General features: G+C 45.5%; 20 protein-coding genes and 1 pseudogene. 13 read left to right on the forward strand and 8 right to left on the reverse strand.

From position 1 onward, the window contains the following. On the forward strand, positions 1-225 hold a 225-nt coding region (locus tag Q0R35_RS14955), incomplete at its 5' end, for a tautomerase family protein (protein WP_295619940.1). 15 nt (positions 226-240) lie between these two features. On the opposite strand, the gene Q0R35_RS14960 is transcribed toward Q0R35_RS14955, so the two are convergent. Together Q0R35_RS14960 and rsgA are read right to left on the reverse strand one after the other, a co-directional pair. Beyond that, positions 241-2088, reverse strand: coding sequence for an ABC transporter ATP-binding protein (locus Q0R35_RS14960; protein ID WP_366944904.1), 1848 nt, complete (start codon positions 2086-2088; stop codon positions 241-243). Further along, on the reverse strand, positions 2078-3154 hold the full coding sequence (gene rsgA / locus Q0R35_RS14965; RefSeq protein WP_295619945.1) for a small ribosomal subunit biogenesis GTPase RsgA: 1077 nt from the start codon (positions 3152-3154) through the stop codon (positions 2078-2080). Before rsgA ends, Q0R35_RS14960 begins: the two co-directional genes overlap by 11 nt. An 84-nt stretch (positions 3155-3238) precedes the next feature. Here rsgA and Q0R35_RS14970 point away from each other — a divergent pair, with 84 nt between their 5' ends. Genes Q0R35_RS14970 through Q0R35_RS14980 form a run of 3 tightly spaced genes read left to right on the forward strand, consistent with a single transcriptional unit; the run spans position 3239 to position 4346 of the window. Then, on the forward strand, positions 3239-3802 hold the full coding sequence (locus Q0R35_RS14970) for a Uma2 family endonuclease (RefSeq protein ID WP_295619948.1): 564 nt from the start codon (positions 3239-3241) through the stop codon (positions 3800-3802). A 54-nt stretch (positions 3803-3856) separates the two neighbouring features. After that, positions 3857-4147 carry a hypothetical protein gene (locus tag Q0R35_RS14975; RefSeq protein ID WP_295619951.1) on the forward strand — a complete coding sequence of 97 codons (291 nt, stop codon included), beginning with the start codon at positions 3857-3859 and terminating at the stop codon, positions 4145-4147. After that, positions 4140-4346, forward strand: a complete 207-nt coding sequence (locus tag Q0R35_RS14980; RefSeq protein WP_295619954.1) for a hypothetical protein — start codon at positions 4140-4142, stop codon at positions 4344-4346. Before Q0R35_RS14975 ends, Q0R35_RS14980 begins: the two co-directional genes overlap by 8 nt. Before the next feature lie 53 nt (positions 4347-4399). On the opposite strand, the gene Q0R35_RS14985 is transcribed toward Q0R35_RS14980, so the two are convergent. The 3 genes from Q0R35_RS14985 to Q0R35_RS14990 all read right to left on the reverse strand — a co-directional run bounded on the left by Q0R35_RS14985 (position 4400) and on the right by Q0R35_RS14990 (position 6180). Further along, complete coding sequence (locus Q0R35_RS14985; protein WP_366944905.1) at positions 4400-4612, reverse strand: DUF4926 domain-containing protein; 213 nt, start codon at positions 4610-4612, stop codon at positions 4400-4402. Between the two features lie 15 nt (positions 4613-4627). Further along, a complete protein-coding gene (locus Q0R35_RS19580; protein ID WP_366944901.1) occupies positions 4628-4798 on the reverse strand; it encodes a DUF6883 domain-containing protein in 171 nt (56 codons plus the stop codon). 122 nt (positions 4799-4920) lie between these two features. Then, on the reverse strand, positions 4921-6180 hold the full coding sequence (locus Q0R35_RS14990; protein WP_295619960.1) for an inorganic phosphate transporter: 1260 nt from the start codon (positions 6178-6180) through the stop codon (positions 4921-4923). Positions 6181-6339: 159 nt separating this feature from the next. Here Q0R35_RS14990 and Q0R35_RS14995 point away from each other — a divergent pair, with 159 nt between their 5' ends. The 4 genes from Q0R35_RS14995 (at position 6340) to hisF (ending at position 9799) form a co-directional block, all read left to right on the forward strand. After that, entirely contained in the window at positions 6340-6600 is a 261-nt protein-coding gene (locus Q0R35_RS14995; RefSeq protein WP_295619963.1) for a hypothetical protein, read from the forward strand. Positions 6601-6703: 103 nt separating this feature from the next. Then, positions 6704-7501: a WecB/TagA/CpsF family glycosyltransferase gene (locus Q0R35_RS15000; RefSeq protein ID WP_295619966.1), complete on the forward strand. Its 798-nt coding sequence runs from the start codon at positions 6704-6706 to the stop codon at positions 7499-7501. Positions 7502-7567: 66 nt separating this feature from the next. Then, positions 7568-8893 (forward strand): hemolysin family protein, encoded by a 1326-nt coding sequence (locus Q0R35_RS15005; protein ID WP_295619970.1) that lies wholly within the window; start codon positions 7568-7570, stop codon positions 8891-8893. Positions 8894-9031: 138 nt separating this feature from the next. Further along, positions 9032-9799 (forward strand): imidazole glycerol phosphate synthase subunit HisF, encoded by a 768-nt coding sequence (hisF, locus tag Q0R35_RS15010; RefSeq protein WP_366944902.1) that lies wholly within the window; start codon positions 9032-9034, stop codon positions 9797-9799. A 492-nt stretch (positions 9800-10291) separates the two neighbouring features. Here the strand turns inward: hisF and Q0R35_RS15015 are convergent, their stop codons facing one another. From Q0R35_RS15015 to Q0R35_RS15025, 3 genes are all read right to left on the reverse strand, one after another. Further along, entirely contained in the window at positions 10292-11266 is a 975-nt protein-coding gene (locus Q0R35_RS15015; RefSeq protein ID WP_295619973.1) for an EamA family transporter, read from the reverse strand. After that, positions 11254-12294, reverse strand: a complete 1041-nt coding sequence (locus tag Q0R35_RS15020; protein ID WP_366944903.1) for a tocopherol cyclase family protein — start codon at positions 12292-12294, stop codon at positions 11254-11256. Before Q0R35_RS15020 ends, Q0R35_RS15015 begins: the two co-directional genes overlap by 13 nt. 214 nt (positions 12295-12508) lie before the next feature. Then, positions 12509-13408 (reverse strand): homogentisate phytyltransferase, encoded by a 900-nt coding sequence (locus Q0R35_RS15025; protein ID WP_295619976.1) that lies wholly within the window; start codon positions 13406-13408, stop codon positions 12509-12511. A 301-nt stretch (positions 13409-13709) separates the two neighbouring features. Between Q0R35_RS15025 and Q0R35_RS15030 the strand changes: the two genes are divergently transcribed. From Q0R35_RS15030 to Q0R35_RS15050, 5 genes and pseudogenes are all read left to right on the forward strand, one after another. Next, positions 13710-14732 carry a spore photoproduct lyase family protein gene (locus Q0R35_RS15030; protein ID WP_366944906.1) on the forward strand — a complete coding sequence of 341 codons (1023 nt, stop codon included), beginning with the start codon at positions 13710-13712 and terminating at the stop codon, positions 14730-14732. A 200-nt stretch (positions 14733-14932) separates the two neighbouring features. Next, the gene (locus Q0R35_RS15035; RefSeq protein ID WP_295619982.1) at positions 14933-15757 is read left to right on the forward strand and encodes a hypothetical protein; all 825 of its coding nucleotides are present in this window, start codon (positions 14933-14935) and stop codon (positions 15755-15757) included. A 205-nt stretch (positions 15758-15962) separates the two neighbouring features. Further along, complete coding sequence (locus Q0R35_RS15040) at positions 15963-16997, forward strand: hemerythrin domain-containing protein (protein WP_295619985.1); 1035 nt, start codon at positions 15963-15965, stop codon at positions 16995-16997. A 252-nt stretch (positions 16998-17249) separates the two neighbouring features. After that, the gene (locus Q0R35_RS15045; protein ID WP_295619988.1) at positions 17250-17528 is read left to right on the forward strand and encodes a hypothetical protein; all 279 of its coding nucleotides are present in this window, start codon (positions 17250-17252) and stop codon (positions 17526-17528) included. A gap of 15 nt (positions 17529-17543) precedes the next feature. Further along, positions 17544-17761, forward strand: a pseudogene (locus Q0R35_RS15050) (hypothetical protein); the annotation flags it as partial.

Raw genomic sequence — 17761 nt, forward strand, 5'->3', positions numbered from 1 at the left:
GGTCGCACCGATCGCTATATAATTATCGAATTGAGTATGTTTGAAGGTCGGACAATCGCGGCTAAAAAGCAACTGATTCGGTTATTGTTCGAGCGATTAGACAAAGAATTAGGCATATCTAATCTCGATTTGGAAATTACAATCTTTGAAACTCCCAAACATAATTGGGGTTTCCGAGGCTTACCAGGCGACGAGCATAGTTTGGATTACCAAGTAAATATTTGAAATTAATTCATGCCTTTATTGGTAACCTGCGGCTTGGAGCGAGAAGAGATGAGCGTATCTACCCCCAGCTTTTAGCAATAGCTCGTGAGAGCCTTGCTCGATAATTTCACCATTTGCCATGACGATGATTTTATCGGCCATTCTGACAGTCGAAAAGCGATGGGAAATTAATACTACCATCCGATCTTGGGTGAGCGATCGAAAATGATTGAAAATGTTCATTTCGGCTTCAGCATCCATCGCCGCTGTGGGTTCGTCTAAAATGAGAATATCCGCATCCGATCGCATAAAAGCCCGCGCGAGGGCGATTTTTTGCCATTGTCCGCCCGATAATTCTTGTCCGCCTTTAAACCATTTTCCTAACTGGGTATCGAACTTTTCTGGTAATACATCAATAAAGGGTGTTGCCATGCCTTTACTCGCGGCAATTTGCCATTCCTTGCGATCGTCTAAATGCTCGACATCGCCGACACCGACATTTTCACCGACGGTAAATTGGTATTGAACGAAGTTCTGGAAAATTACGCCAATTCTGCGTCTCAATACGTCAACATCCCAGTCTTGTAAATCTACGCCATCGAGTAAAATTCTGCCGTTGGTGGGTTGATACAGGTTGGTTAATAATTTAATTAGGGTTGTTTTACCCGAACCATTTTCACCAACGATCGCGAGTTTTTCGCCTAGTGGTAAATGTAATGAGATATTATTTAAAACAGGTCGATCGCTACCAGGATAACTAAACGAAACATTTTCAAAGCGAATCCCATCTTTGACAAGTCCTTGAGTTATTCGCCCCTGAGATTGGGGGATCGGTTGGTCTAAAAACTCGTAAAGATTGGCAAGATATAGATTATCTTCATACATCCCCCCAATCGAAGTTAGAGCCGATGCAAAAGTGGCTTGTCCCTGTCTGAATACCACCAAATACATCGTCATTTCGCCCAGCGTAATTACGCCCGCGATCGCTTCAATCACAATCCAGGCATAAGCTCCATAAAAAGCCACCGTACTCAATAAGCCCAGTAAATAGCCCCAGAAGCCCTTCTTAATCGTCAGATTGCGATCGTCCTCGTACAGGAGATTAAAGATGTTGCGGTACCGCTCTAATAGCATTCCACCGAGCTGATAAAGCTGCACCTCCTTGGCATAATCTTCTCGCGCTAATAACGTCTCTAAATAATGTTGTTGGCGGGTTTCTGGCGATCGCCAGCGGAACAACCGAAAGGCGTGTTCCGAAAATCTGGTTTCGGCAATAAACGCCGGAATTGCCGCGACAATTAGCACCACTACCGCCCACCCCGAAAATCGCCACAGTAAGCCGCTAAAGGTAATTAGGGTTAGGGCGGACTGACACAGCCCAAACGTGCGGGTAATCAGGGATAACGGGCGGCTGGAGGCTTGCGATCGCGCCTGAGTTATCTTGTCATAAAATTCGGAATCTTCAAAATGTGACAGATTCAAAGTCAGGGCTTTTTCGAGAATCGATTCATTTACCCGTTGGGCTAGCAGTACTCTTAATAGGGATTGGCATACTACCAAACCCTTCTGAGTAGCGGCGAGTAACACGATCGCGATCGCTTCTACACCCACATACATCAGCGCATGTTGACGATCCACTTGCAAACCAGTCCGATTTGCTAACACCACATTATCGACGATTAATTTACCCACAAACGCGATCGCACTCGGTAATAGTCCCCCCGCGAGTGTGAAGATTGCCAGTGATATCGTCAGCGCGTGGCTAGTCGTCCACACTAAATCTACAGCTTTACGACTGTAGCGAAATACCGATAGCGATTGGCGGACATTTTTACCTAATTGTTTCAGTCTCGATCGAACAGATTTTTTCTTACTAGTCGTCATCGAATTCATCGGATAGCTTACCCTGCGATTGCAGTAAGGTGTGTCGGGCAATTTGGCGATATTTGGAGTCTAACTTTGGCTCGAATTTCTTTTTGCCAGTGCTGCTTTTTTGTTTGAGATTATTTTCGAGTTTGGGCTGAGATTGTAATTGCTGTTCCCAGGCGATCGCATCTGCCAGAAATTCTAGATAATGAGGGTATCTTTCCCACTCGCCCCGCACGATACAATTGGGTTCGTCGCGATGGGTGCAGTTATTAAACTGACAATTTCCCGTCGTCAATCGCTGACGTATCTCTGGAAAATATCCAGCTAATTCCGTCGGCGCGCACGCAATATCTGGTTGATTGAATCCTGGCGTATCGGCAATTAATCCCCCCGTGGGCATCGTAAATAATTGAACGTGACGAGTCGTATGTCGCCCGCGACTGAGTTTGCCCGAAACTGTCGCCACTCGAATATTAGAATCGGGAATTAACGCATTAGTTAAGCTCGATTTACCCACCCCAGAATGTCCTGCAAATACGGTAATTTGGCGATCGAGTTCTACTTGTAATTCCTTCACACCCAGCCCCGTTTCGACGCTGATGACGATCGGCAGGTACCCCCACTCCCCCAACCGATCGCACCATTCCTGTCGCTCTTTGTCGCTGACTAAATCGCTCTTATTCAGACACAGGCTGACCTGTAAGCCCGTCGATTCTGCCTTGACCAGAAATTTGCTCAACAAAAACGGATCGAGGGCTGGCTCGGCAAGCGCGAAGACGAGTAAGATCCGATCGGCATTAGCCACAGGCGGTCGATCGAGTAAACTATGACGGGGGAACACATCAATTACGACACCCTTTAAACCTTGCCAATCGATTTCATCGATCGTCACCCGATCGCCGACAATGGCACTAATACCAATTTTTTGCAGCCGCGCGCGACGGGTACATAAGATTAATTTTCCGCCCACTTCGGGCACATCTGGATCGATCTGCACATTGCAGAAATTAGCTTGAACGGCGATGACAGTACCTACCAGTGGCGGGGGGTTACTCTCGGCGGGATCTAAATTTTGGGGCACTGAGAATGTCGATCTGAGATGGTTCTATTCTCTATGATAATTGTTATGAGCTAACATAAGAACAAGCCTTACTAGGTAAAACCGATGGTTGCGAATTCTCTCTATTGGACAACCGCAGATCTCGATGCCATGCCCGACGATGGTGGCTGGTTGCGCCATGAAATTATCGAAGGAGAACTATTTGTGACTCGTGCCCCTCATTTCAGCCATCAAAGAGTCGCAGGTAAAATCCACATGCGGCTGGAAACCTGGTCGGAAGCAACGCAATTGGGTAGCAGCGTTCAGGCTCCTGGTTTAGTTTTCACCCCGACAGATGCCGTAATTCCCGATGTCGTATGGGCGAGTCAAGCGCGATTAGATCGCGGTATCGATGAAGCGGGACACTTTACGATCGCACCAGAGTTAGTAGTAGAAATTCTCTCTTCGGGCGCGCAAAACGAACAGCGCGATAAAAGTATCAAATTGAAGTTATATTCTCGTTATGGCGTACAGGAATATTGGATTGTAAATTGGCAATTACAAACTCTAGAAATCTATCGGCGCACCGATGCACAGTTGCAATTAGTCGCGACACTTTTAGCTGGCGATACGTTAACTTCGCCATTATTACCTGGATTTAGTGCCGAGATCGATCGGATTTTTTCATGAATACTTTACATCATTCGATCGATAGTGGGTTAATTACAATAAGATTTTGATACGATGCTTGACTGGTTAATGCTTTGGGGAGCTACAAAAATAGCAGTAGCGGCAATAATTCAAAGTGCAAAAGACGAGCTAGAAACCTTACCATATTTAAAATCTCTCACTCAACACGATGATGATTGGGATGTTGGAGATACAATTGCAACAACGGTCGTGCAGAAGCGACAAAATAATCCCGATACGTTACCTTGGCTTAGAGATGATTGGGACTTTCGAGACATACTGGTAAAAGCGATCGCGCAGTATTGGCGAAACGATCCAGAAACGCTACCTTGGCCTTGTGATTGACGATCCCTTTCAACGGCAGCATCTTACCGAATACGAATATAATCCTCGTCTAACTGCATTGAAAGCTATTATAAAAAACTATCCCGATCGATCTGAAGTGCTAGATTTATTAGTCGATCGATCCAAAAATGACCCCGACAAACAGGTGCGGAAATATGTTGAAGAAGAATTAGTGAAATGGAGATCGAGATCGAGCTAAAATAGTGTTGCCTTGCAGTAACTTTTTCTCGGCCAACTTTTTCTCGATCGGCTTTACGCGATCGCCAATTCTTTTGGTTGATGATGCAAAATCATTAACACACTAGCACCCAATGTTTCTAAAGCGTAAGCGCGACCATTAGCATCGCAAAATTCAACTTCAAATACGTCTGGCTCGTACTGCTCGACGATAGTACCAACCTGACCCCGAATCAGATCTAGTTCTGGCATATCTTGTAATAAGGCAACCACATCAAGTAATTTCATCATCTCAGTTACAGGCTAGAGAACATAACAAGTAATTAACCGTGGGAAATTCTCATTACTTCTAACAATCCATACACTATGGATCGTAGCAGTTTTATCCTCACGACTCAAGGGGAAATCAATTATATATTTTTGTCCATAAGCGTTCTTCTTGCTAGAGACAGCATCATAGTTTATCAAAGTCATTTAAAGAGCTAGGATAGCATAATGTCTGAGCTGTGATTTAAATGATTAACAGAATCGACTACGATTAAGAAACGTACCTCATCATAGTCCATCATCAAATCATTTAAATCAAAGTTCAAAACCTAACTAAAAAAGTAGCGCAATACGGTAAAAATCCCTGCACTGAGCGCAGTCGCGATCGGAATTGTGACTACCCACGCTAAACCGATCGATTTGAGGGTATCGAGACTTAGAGATCGCCAATTTTTAATCGCGCCTACGCCCACTACCGCACCCACTAGGGCGTGCGAAGTCGAGACGGGTAGTCCGTAACTCGATGCGATTAAAATCGTGGCGGCGGTGGCTAATTCTGCGGCAAATCCACTACTGGGTTCGAGTTTGATAATGCCTTCGCCGATGGTGGCGATGACTTGTTTGCCCCAAATTGCTAAACCCGTGACGATCCCGACACCGCCGAGAACTAATACCCATAAGGGGATTTCTAGACTAGATTGGGGGACGCTACCAGTATTTTGAATATAGAGGATGGTGGCTAAAGGGGCGATCGCATTACCGACATCGTTGGAGCCATGCGCGAAGGCAACAAAGCAAGCACTCAGCAGTTGAAACCGAGCTAATTGTCGCTCGATAACGACGCTCACGCCCTCGCTGGCGACTGATTCGACAGCCACAGTCTCGCGGGACAATTTGCGCCAGCCGATGAGGGTAATTGCCAGCGCGGCCAGTCCGCCCAATCCCAAGCTAAAATCGTGACGGGGGACGGCGGGTAAAAAGGTGGGTGGAAGAGTTTCTACTACCGTGGGTAAGACAATTACCCCAAATACGCCCACCAAAATCAGCGATAACCAGGGCATCCAGGTATCGAGTTGAATTAGCGGCTGGGGCTGCTCTAAAATCCACCGTTTGATGAGTAAATAAAAGCCCGCAGCTACCGCCCCACTGACTAGGGGTGTCAATACCCAAGCGAGGGAGATTTCGCCGAGTGATGACCATTTTACCGCTTGCGTGCCTGCTGCCACCCAACTAAATCCCGCGATCGCACCGACAACCGCATGAGAAGAAGCCACGGGCAACTTTTTGGTAGTGGCAATCTGCAACCATAGCCCACAGCTAATTAGTACCGCAATCATCCCCAGCAGTAATGTCTGCGGCTGAGTGATAAACAAATCGGGATTGGCGATACTGATGGCTAAAGTTGAAGATACCTGTCGTCCGAATAATACCGCACCTGTAAATTCTAAAACGCCCGCGATCGCGATCGCTTGTTTGAGCGTAATTGCCTTCGAGCCAACGGAAGTACCCATCGAGTTGGCAACATCATTCGCACCCAGATTACAGGCAACATAGAGAGCCAAACAGCAAACAAATCCAATAAATATCATCGATCGGTGTGAGAATGGGTAAAATTAGTCTAGGGAGTGTGGTTCGATTTTAGTGCAGTGGTAGCACGATCTCCCACGATCTCAGTCACCAATCCTAGTATTTCACCACAATTACTATCCCGGTTTTAATTTTAGATCTACAACCCCACCCTCAATCGCATGGCACAACATAATCCTCATAGCATCCAACTCCAAATTAATCGCATGTTTGAGAGCGGACAATCTTTATTTGCGAAAACTAAAGTAGAAGATTGGCTCAGACAGCGCAATGAGGAACCATCTGATTATGACATTATCTTTAATAAAAAACCCGCACCCGTCGGATCTCGATCGGTAATGGCAATCGAAATCGAGCTACAGCGCAAAGATGGGCAACCATTAGATGAGTGGTTGCTCTCTCAATTGAACGATCTCCAATAGATTGGCAGTCTTTAGTGTAGTTTATAATGCACGAACAAACATTTTGCATTGGTGCAAATCTGGTGCCAATTTGCACGCAAGTATCGACTTGCACACATTCCCAATGAACGCATTAACCAATCACTCTGTTAATTTCATGCCCGACGATCGCCCGTCTGAACTTCTACCACAATTCCCAATTTTGGGTCAACCAGTCCATCTATCTAACGATTATGTCTCATGGCTACTCGATAGATTGCAACATGGCATCGGTACCCATGTAGTGACGATGAATGCCGAAATTGTCATTTATGCCAATCGAGATCCAGAGTTATCTAGCATCATTCATAATGCCCAACTAGTCACCCCAGATGGATCGGGGATTATTATGGCATTAAAATTGCATAATGTGGTGCAACCGCGTTATGCAGGCATCGATCTGGGTGAAGATTTATTGCGCTGGGCAGGCAACCAAGAGCAATACCCGGTGTTTTTCTATGGGGGTAAACCCCAAATCGTCCAGCAGGCGGCGCAAAAGTGGCAAACCGAGTTGCCGAATCTCAAAATTGCTGGTGTCGAACATGGCTATTTAGATGCCGAAGCAGAGTCTAAGCTATTACGCCAAATTCAAGCAACTCAGCCGAAAATCATCCTGGTAGCGTTGGGAATGCCGCGTCAGGAGATTTGGATTAGAGATAACTTTCACCTATGTCCTCAAGCTATTTGGATTGGTGTCGGCGGTAGTTTCGATGTCTGGTCGGGCGTTAAAAATAGAGCACCACAATACATTCGCAATCTCGACCTAGAATGGTTGTATCGGATTCTGCAAGAACCCAGTCGCTGGCGCAGAGCCTTAGCTTTACCACAATTTGCCATCCTGGCGATCGCCGAACGGATTCGGGGTCAGGATAAAGCTCACTAGAGACTAGCCGCGAACGAGTACACTAGAAGACAGTATTTATTTTAGACATCCTTCATTCTTGGTTTCATGTCCCTACCTGCGGAATTATTGCTAGTTTCTGTGCTGATCGTCCTTAATGGTATCTTTGTCATGTCAGAGATGGCGATCGTCTCAGCGCGGAAAGTCAGATTGCAAGCATTAGCAGATCGCGGCGATCGTAAGGCTGGTATCGCATTAGAGTTATCGATGACACCCGATCGCTTTTTGCCGACAGTCCAAGTGGGGATTACTTTAATGGCAATTCTCTCTGGCGCGCGGGGGGAAAGTGCGATTTCGAGGTTGCTAGCACCACAGCTAGAAACCTGGTTATCACCGCAATACAGCGAACCGATCGCCTCGGTTTTAGCGATTGCAATTATCACATATCTTACCATTGTCATTGCCGAATTAGTACCCAAACAAATTGCACTCAATAGTCCCGAAGCAATTGCGAGTTTTGTCGCTAGACCGATCGATTTTTTAGCCCGATTATCGACACCATTAATCTTTGCATTAAGCCGTTCTACCAATTTTGTAGTCAAGTTATTTGGCATTAAACGTTCCACTCAGCCAGAAGTGACGGAAGAAGAAATTAAAGTGATGATCGAACAGGGTACCGAAACTGGCATGTTTGAGGAATCCGAGCAAGATATGGTTCAAGGCGTACTCAGTTTGGGCGATCTTAAAATTGGTGCGTTAATGACTCCCCGTCCAGATATTACCTGGATTGATATCAACGATCGCATTGCAATTACCCGCGAAAAAATTATCGATAGCGATTATTCCAGATTACCTGTCTGTGAAGGCGAACTCGATCGCGTTTTGGGAGTCGTACATGTGGCTGACTTACTCTCGCAAACTCTCAAAGGTGAAGAAATAAATCTGACCGCATCTTTGAGCCAACCACTATTTATTCCTGAAAGTACGCGCGGTTTAAAAGTATTAGAACAATTTAAGAAATTTGGCACCCATATCGCGATGGTAGTCGATGAGTATGGGGTGATTCAAGGTTTAGTCACCATGCACGATCTATTTGAAGAGATTTTTGGCGATATTACCGATTTTAACGAAGACCCCGAAGAACCCCAAATTATTCAGCGCGAAGATGGTTCGTGGCTATTAGATGGAATGCTCTCGATTGAAGAATTACTCGAACAATTCGACATTCCCGAACACGCGATCGATCGCGGCAACTATCATACCCTCGGCGGTTTTACCATCATGCAATTAGGTAAAATACCCATCTCCGGCGAACATTTTATCTGGCGGAATCTCCGCTTTGAAATCATCGACATGGATGGTAAACGCGTCGATAAAGTCCTCGTTGAATTATCCGATCTTCCCCAAGAATCTCTTCTTGAAGGTAGGGGGTAGTGGATAGGGGATAGTGCATAGTGGATAGTGATTAGAGTTTTAATCTTCCCAGTCTCCCAGTCTCCCAACTTCTTACTTCTTACTTCTTACTCTCATCTCCCAACTATCCCCTATTCCCTATCCCCTATCCCCTAAATTATGCTAGCCAAAAGAATCCTACCTTGCCTAGATGTCAAAGCCGGACGAGTTGTCAAAGGAGTCAACTTTGTCGAGTTGCGCGATGCGGGAGATCCGGTAGAGTTGGCGCAAATTTATAACGATGCGGGAGCCGACGAACTGGTATTTCTCGATATTACCGCCACTCATGAAGATCGGGGTACGATGATCGATGTGGTTTATCGTACCGCCGATCGGATCTTTATTCCCCTAACTGTCGGCGGTGGAATTCAGTCGCCAGCAAATATCAAAGACTTATTACGTGCGGGTGCGGATAAAGTCAGCCTCAATTCTGCCGCAGTGCGAAATCCTAATTTAATTAACGATGCTAGCGACTTATTTGGCAATCAGTGTATTGTAGTCGCGATCGATGCCAAACGTCGCCACGATCCGAGTAATCCCGGTTGGGATGTCTACGTTAAAGGCGGACGGGAAAATACCGGACTAGATGTGGTCAAATGGGCGCAAGAAGTCACCAAACGGGGTGCGGGCGAGCTTTTAGTCACGAGCATGGATGCAGACGGCACTAAGGCAGGATACGACCTCGATCTGACTAGATCGATCGCCGAATCTGTCGAGGTGCCTGTGATTGCTTCTGGCGGTGCGGGTAATTGCGAACATATTTATCAAGCCGTCACCGAGGGACGCGCTGAGGCGGCTTTATTGGCTTCTTTACTCCACTATGGCGAACTTACTGTCGCCGAGATTAAAGAATATCTCCACAGCAAGCAAGTCATCGTGAGGATCTGAATCGGATTTTGGATTACTGAGATCGCACGGAGAGTCGAGGAGCATGTGTTTTAGTCAAGACAGAGGCTACGCTACGACTTCGCGAAAGTCGCAAGTCCGCCAACGCTGTCAGGTTGTTGACGACAGAATGCGGATTACAACAGTTTTATTTTTAAAAACTACCATCAGATCGGATCTCAATTTTCATAATCAAAACGCAAGTTGCTAGTTACAACCAAGGTTAAAGATTTGGGTATTAGGTATTGGGTATTGGGTATTGGGTATTGGGTATTAGCCATGGTATGAAACCTAAAGCCTAATAGCTGTCTTGAAAAGGTGCTCTACTTGCGGTGCATCGAACGGGAGGTTCCCTCCCGTTTGTGTGCGTCAAGACAGGGGAAACCCCTGTTCCCGCACTTTTCGCTAAAACCTAACACCCACCCCACTAAAAACCCCCAACTAGCAACTTGGGTTAATCAAAATTGCTGATGCTCCCTGCTTGCCGATCGACGATTAACTTTCAGCACTCGCACCAATCAACCAAACACCCACCATCATTAATCCCACGAATCCCCACTTCATTGGTAACTTTCGCCGATCCCGTTGGCTGAGTCGTTGGCGTAGCCTCGGCTCTGCCGAATCGGGATGAACATCGAGCTGTTGGCTAAACATCGCTATCAGTAATGATAACCCAAAAGCATAGGCGGGAGTCGAAGCTCCGATCGCCGAAACTAAAGCTGGATCTCCCAATTTAACTGCTATTTGTCCGGTATAAAGAGCTACCCAATTAATTAGCTCGATTGCGATAAATATCGGTAAAGCCTGCTTGATTTTTGGCAAGTCTCGGACTAATACTGCTCTAACTTCTGTGCTGGCTAAACCAGCTAATCCACTAACGATAATCCCAATATTAATCGCTAAAAAGGCTCCAAAAAAGTCAGCGCGATCGAAAATATATTTTTCGAGTAACATGGCGACGGTTTGCAGTCCAGCCGCGATCGACATTAAATAAAGTGTATCCCATCTACTACTGAATTTATCGATCGCGCATAGTCCGATCGAAGCAATAATTAATAAAATAATCCCCAGATAGTTATTGCCAGTAATTAAATATCCAAATAACCAATAACTAACGATCGGTAACAGCACGGGAGTAATATTCCAGTAAGCAGCAACAGTACCAGAATCGCTATTATCTAACGCTCGAAAGTAGAATAATTGACTGAGTTGAATAATAGCCCCAGTCATCAAGCAGATTCCTAAAATATTCCAGTTCGGAATAACCACCGTCATATTCAAAAATGGAATCAGTAGGAATATTCCAACCGAAATACTAGAACTAGTGATAACGCCGAGCCACGGCTTACTAAAAATCTTATCTACACAATACTCGTCAAGAAGATGAACTATCGCCCACAAAAAGGAGCTTAACAAAGCATCTAGATATCTAATTTGATACTGGGAAGGGAGTAAATTTATTTTAACCATGCAATATCCCAGCCATCGCCACCGACTTCTAAACCAGCATTATTGCTACTCGCTTGAATAATTTGTGTACCCTGATGAGTGCGAAGATCGATCGATAGTACACCTTTGAGCGTATCGCGACAACACATGACCAAACCATTTTCTGTCGGCGTACTTACCATCGTACCAGGCGCATCGGTCGTCCCGATTAATTCTACCTGAAAATCTAGATTTCTGGCTTGAATTTTCCATTCTCCCCAGGGTTGAATTTGCCAACTTATCTGCGAATTCCACGGCACAAATTCATAAAACCTGTCGCGATAATGAATGCCAATCATCCCGACTTCTTCTGTCGCCCATAATACCTTACGTCTCCCGCCACCTGCGGTAATAGCTAGCCCAACTGTATCGTTAAAACTATTACAATTAACCCAAAACCACTTCTGGGGAAACGAACGACCCCAATTTTTTTCACTATAAGCTGGCGCATTATTAAAATCATAGCGTTGACCCCGCCATTCGATCCAGCCTGTCGCCAAGCCATGCGCCATCAGAATCTGCCATCCCGGTTCAAATATCGGCAGATACGATAACAAACCCGCCGTGGCTTGCTGGGGCTGCTGGGGCTGTCCCCAGCCATATACAGGAACGGTATGATAACACCAGCGGCAATCTTGGACTGGTAAAGATCCTTGATGTAAAGTCGCCGTAACTTGATAACCTGCTGTCATTTGACGATCGAATTCAGCCACTGCTAATAATTGCGGTGAAGTCGCTAATTTCGCCTCATCCCAATGTCCTAAACCTAAATCGTTTTTAGCCGCCCAAAATTTATTTACATCTGGAAAAGAGTGGGTTAAGTATTGCTCGTCGATCCCCAATATTTGCACGGCTCCCCCACTCCGCTCTCGCTCTCCTAACGGGTCTTCAATCGAGTACATAAATGCAAATGATTCTCTAATTTTCGGCAAAGTCACCCGAAAATACCACCCCTCAAAAAAATCCCGATCGATTCCATTCCAATGATACCCACTATGCGGTGTCTGCAAAATTATTACTCCTAAATAAAGTCACCCAAAATCTAATACCTTCCCGCTTTAAAATTATCGATTAGTCCTTGCCTTTATCCTCTCCGCGCTCTCTGTCTTGATTCGCTCAACCGTCGGGGAACCCGACGAACGCGAATCGCTGCGTCCTCTGCGGTTAAAACAACACAAAACTCGCATCTCATAAATAATTTAGGACTGCTATAATTCTTAAAACCTAAAACCTAAAACATGCAATTGGAAAAATTAGATATTCCCAAAAAAACAACTTCCAGATAAATTGGTAAAAACTGGCGATCGAAGCTTGTTCTTCTAGATCGATATCTTGACTGCGCCACCATAATAAACCGAGCAAGACTGTATGCGAAATAATTAAGAACCACAGATTTATGGTTGAGGAAATCAAGACACCAGCACCAATCGTTCCTAGATATGCGATCGTAATTGCCCAGCGAGTAAAATTGAAAACGGCTAGCTTACCCAAAACAATTGTAAACGTTTCAATCTGATACTTCCGATCGCCTTCCAAATCGGGGACATCTTTAAAAATCGCGATCGCAATGGTAAATATCAGGATGAATAAAGTCAGCACCCAAATACTCGGCGGTAATATATCGCCACCTGTAAAGATCTGATTAAAATGCGAAAATATCCCCAAGTTGACAATACAGCCGCGCACTGTCAGAATACAAATAGCAGCGAGTAATGGATATTGTTTGAACCTAATTGGCGGCAAAGAATAAGCAGTACCGATCGCTAAACTGAGCGCAACCGTACCAAATAACCATTTACCTAATAAGAGCGAAAGTGCGATCGCGAGAATACCAGTCACGCCGACGATCCATTGTCCTTGAGTAATCGATAACTTACCACTAGCTAAAGGCAGATCGGGTTTATTGACTCGATCGATCTCGACATCATATAATTGATTTAGTCCGACGATATATACATTTCCCAACAGGCAAGCAATCCAAGTTCCGAGTACTTGAATTATACTCGGTGCCGAGATCGAACTGTGTGTAGTTGCAATCGCGATCGCGTACAGTGCAAATACACTCAGACTGGTACCAATAATTGTATGCGGACGCGAGAATTTCCAAAGCTGTGATAAAAACATGCGGCAAAGAAAAGATGATGGGATCAAATATATTTGAGTTCGATTCTCCTCTGGAGAGGCTACGCCAACGAGCAGATGATAATTTAGATCGACGTATATTTCTGGAGTTTAGACCAACCAGAGCATAAAAGGTAGTGAAAACGAGCTGTTAGAGATGGCAAGTTAGGATATCCGCAAGTAATACCCCCACTCGATCGCGCCTCAAAATGTCACAATTTAAATAGTTCCAAAAGCCTCAAATATTATTGTGTCGATCGCAATTGAGTCTACTACCGCTCCAGCCAGCCTACCGCGACTCTGGATGCCAGAGCAGGTATTGTTTACCCCCGCAGCCATCGCCGAACCTTGGGGACAACAGATTTTAGCCCGCACTGAGTCGTTAAATTTACCGATCGAAATCCTCCCCCACAACCGACTGACTGGACTGCGGGGTGAAACCGATCGTGAAACCTATCAAATTTCCAAGCGCACTCTAGCTGTAGTGACAGCCCCTCCGAGTAGTTTTAAGCTTAGTCCCATCCCCCCCTCTGCCGACTGGCAATTTCACCTCGCTGAAGGCTGTCCAGCGCACTGTCAGTACTGTTATTTAGCCGGGAGCCTGCAAGGGCCGCCTGTCATTCGCGCTTTTGCCAATCTGCCGCAGACTTTGGCAAATTTGGCAGCTTACGAACGTGTGGGCGAGCAGACTAGTTTTGAAGTTAGTTGCTATACCGATCCGCTGGGTATCGAGCATCTCACGGGTAGTTTAGCAGAATGTATCCGCTATTTTGGTACCCGTAAAGAGGGATATTTGCGCTGGGTGTCCAAATTTGATGCGGTGGATGCACTGTTAGATTTGCCTCACAACGGGCATACTCGCTGTCGGTTCAGTGTCAATGCCGCACCAGCTTCGCTGCGGTTTGAGGGCGGTACGGCGACCGTTGCAGCGCGGTTACAGGCGGTGCGGAAGTTGGCTTTACCCCCAGCACGCGGGGGTGGTGGTTACCCTGTGGGGCTGGTAATTGCGCCGATTATGCCGATTGAAGATTGGGAGTTGCACTATACTCAGTTGTTAGACTCGATCGCGACTGCCTTAGATTTTGATTGCGATTTGACATTCGAGCTAATTTCGCACCGCTTTACACCAGGCTCTAAGGAAACTTTAACTAAGTGGTATCCTCAGAGCAAGCTAGAGATGGATGAGTCGGAGCGAGTACTCAAGCGCAACAAATTTGGTGGGATTAAGTATGTCTATGACACGGATATCATGAAGTCACTGCGCGGCTTCTTCACGCGAGAGCTATCGCAACGATTTCCCCACGCTAAGATTCTCTACTGGACTTAATTGAGATGGGAGATGGGAGATGGGAGATGGGAGATGGAAGGCGCACGCATCCAAACTCCAAACTCCAAACTCCAAACTCCAAACTCCCAACTCCCATCTCTCAAATGGACGATTGGTACCTACATCCTTAGAACGAGGGTACCGCCGCTAAAGCTTTGTAAGCTGGGGATTAATCATCTATCGATCGAGGATTTAGAATCATGGCTAGCCAACGACAGATTCAGGATAAGGGCGAATCGACTCAATCGGACTCGATTGAAAATGGAGCCGAAGCACAGGAATTAGCAGATGGAGCTAAAGAACCCAAAAAAACTGCCAAACCAGCTCAAGCGGGTGCGGAGTCAACAGATAGCCAGCCTTCGCAAAAGTTGGAGTCATTGGTACAAGTATTGCAGGGCGATTTGAGTGCGATCGATCCCGATGCTGCTTTAAAAACGATCGATGGCATTCAGAAATTAGTCGATGGATTAAAAGAACCAGCAGCTAAAGAAATTGCCAGTGGATTGAAAGAATTACACAAGCTCTTAAAACGCAAAGATGCCACCGGACACGAGCTGGGCGAATTAATCGGTCATCTGGGCGAACAAACTACTAATATCGCCAGCGCAGCCGCAACAGAATTCAAAACACCCCTACAACATTTAGGCAAGCAATTAACAAAAGTCGGTCGATCTCTAGCTAAAGCCGAAGATACCGAGCAGCATGATGCTTTAAATGAGCTGGTGGATACTCTCGACACAGAACCCGATCGCATCGAGCTTAAATTAGCGATCGCACAAATCGAGCGGTGGTACGATCTCCTGCATAAATCTGAAGATGCCAGTCTCCAGCAAATTGCGACCGAACTCAAGGATCTGAAAAAGCTCCTTAAAGGTCATAAAGTTAAAGCTACCGAACTCAGCGCGCTATTAGGCAAAATTGGCGAGCTGACGACTACGGCTGCGGCTAATGCTCCACGCGGGTTTAAAGGCATACTGCAAAAATCAGGTAAAGCCTTGAGTGCTGCTGGCAAATCTTTTGCATAAATTAGTTTTATCGATCGAATGAGGATGTAGATCTACAAATTAGAGGGCGAGCGTAAGTTTGCCCTGATTTTAATGAATACATCCCAGCTTCAAACTAACTTATCTACCATTAGAGAGATGAGGTATTGGCTGCGATCTTTTATCTTAAATAAAGAGAGAGTTCATCGACAATCGATGAAGCAATACTTAGCAAGGAGAACGCTCGATGTCTATTACACTTGAAGATTCAAAACGTACGGCAATTGCTAGCAAGCTAGCTGGGATTAAGGAAGTCCAAAACTTGCTAATCTCTAACGAGGAAAAGCTGATTACTGCTTGTAACGACCAAGAAGTTCGCCATCGCCTGAGTAAAATGCTCGACGATGACAAAAAAAATCTGGGCATTTTAGACACCATTATGGTTCAATATGGTGTCGCGGGCAAGCCTAAAGAAACCGTCACAATGATGGTTGATGAGGTGACTAAGTTGATGGATGGTTCTGAGTTGACAGTGTATGAAAAAGTCGCTCATCACGAATCGCTCAAGCACGAACAATTCATGTCTGGTTATTTGCTCCACAAAGCCGCTCAAGTAATCGGTGCAGATGTAGAAGCTGCTTTAACACCATTAAATACCGTTAATTTTGAGAATCGCGCTCACGAAGAGCAACTCAAAGGCGTAATCGAATTACTTGGCGTTCGGGAACTAACCGGACAGGAAGCTAATCAAGGAATTTGGGCGCGGGTTCAAGATTCATTAGCAGCATTCTCTGGGGTGATTGGCAGTGCTGTGACTCAAAATAGCGATAAGTCGGACATGAACATCCAAGACATCATTCGGATGGATCATAATAAAGTCAGTATGCTATTTACAGAAATTGCCAATAGCAACGATCCTCAAAAGTGCGAAGAATATTTCGCCCAAATTTATAAGGATCTATCCGTACATTCAGAGGCTGAAGAGCAAGTAGTTTATCCAGTCGTTCGTCCATTTTATGGGAACACTCAAGAACTCTACGACGAGCAAGCCGAAATGAAGACGATGTTAGCAGAAATCAAATCGATGAATGCTGCTGACGGTAACTTCAAAGCTAAAGTAGAAATGCTAAAGAATGCCGTTCAAGATCACGTTCGTCAAGAAGAAAGCGACATGTTTACCGCAATTCGCAACAACTGTAGCGATGAACAGCAAGAACGGTTAGCTACTGAATTTAAGACAGCTAAAAGCAAACTACAAGAACAGCTCGCACCTGCTAAATAGCCGGGAGCAAATATCTTCACACTTAACTTAATTTTAGGACTGTTGGAACTCCAACAGTCCTTTTTAATATCCTCCTTTCCCGATCGAACACTCTTACCTTTGATAGAGTTAATTCTAAATTTTTATGGGTTACTTTAGGAATATAAGTAATGTTAAATTTACTTGCAAGATTGCACTAATCGATCGATTGGAACGACTAGCGCAATCTAGACAAAAAAATGACCGATTCAATCTATAAGGACTTGTAAATAAATGGCTGGACAATTATGTTGGCTGCCCAAGTTTGGATCTGGTGGCACACTAGCTCTACATCTGCGCCTAGAACCTTATCACCCCTGGAAACCCCATACCGCATTTCCGCACCTGTGTAGCCCCGATTATCCCATTGCTAACGGCACTAGAGGCTGGGCAACTTGTCAAAAACTGTTAGCATCTGGCTGGACGGCAATTCCGACAGCGCAAGCCCGTAAATCGATTGATGCACCCGTCCGCACTCTCATCGGTTTAGTCGGCGATGTCGGCTGCAATTAATCTGGGAGTAAGTAAATGACAACTCAAACGTCCAATGGCACTACCAGCCAGATTCGTTATGCAGTAGTCGGCTTAGGTTGGTTTGCTCAGGCGGCGGCTTTACCTGCATTTGCCACTGCCGCAAATACCCGGATGAAAACGGCAACAGGTGGCGGGACGCTGCCAGATATCGGGATTTATTGTATCAATGCCGCGCGTTATCTGTTCCAATCCGAGCCGATTTCGGTGTTTGC

It is taken from the genome of Chamaesiphon sp. GL140_3_metabinner_50 (assembly GCF_025361915.1).
Taxonomy (GTDB): domain Bacteria; phylum Cyanobacteriota; class Cyanobacteriia; order Cyanobacteriales; family Chamaesiphonaceae; genus Chamaesiphon.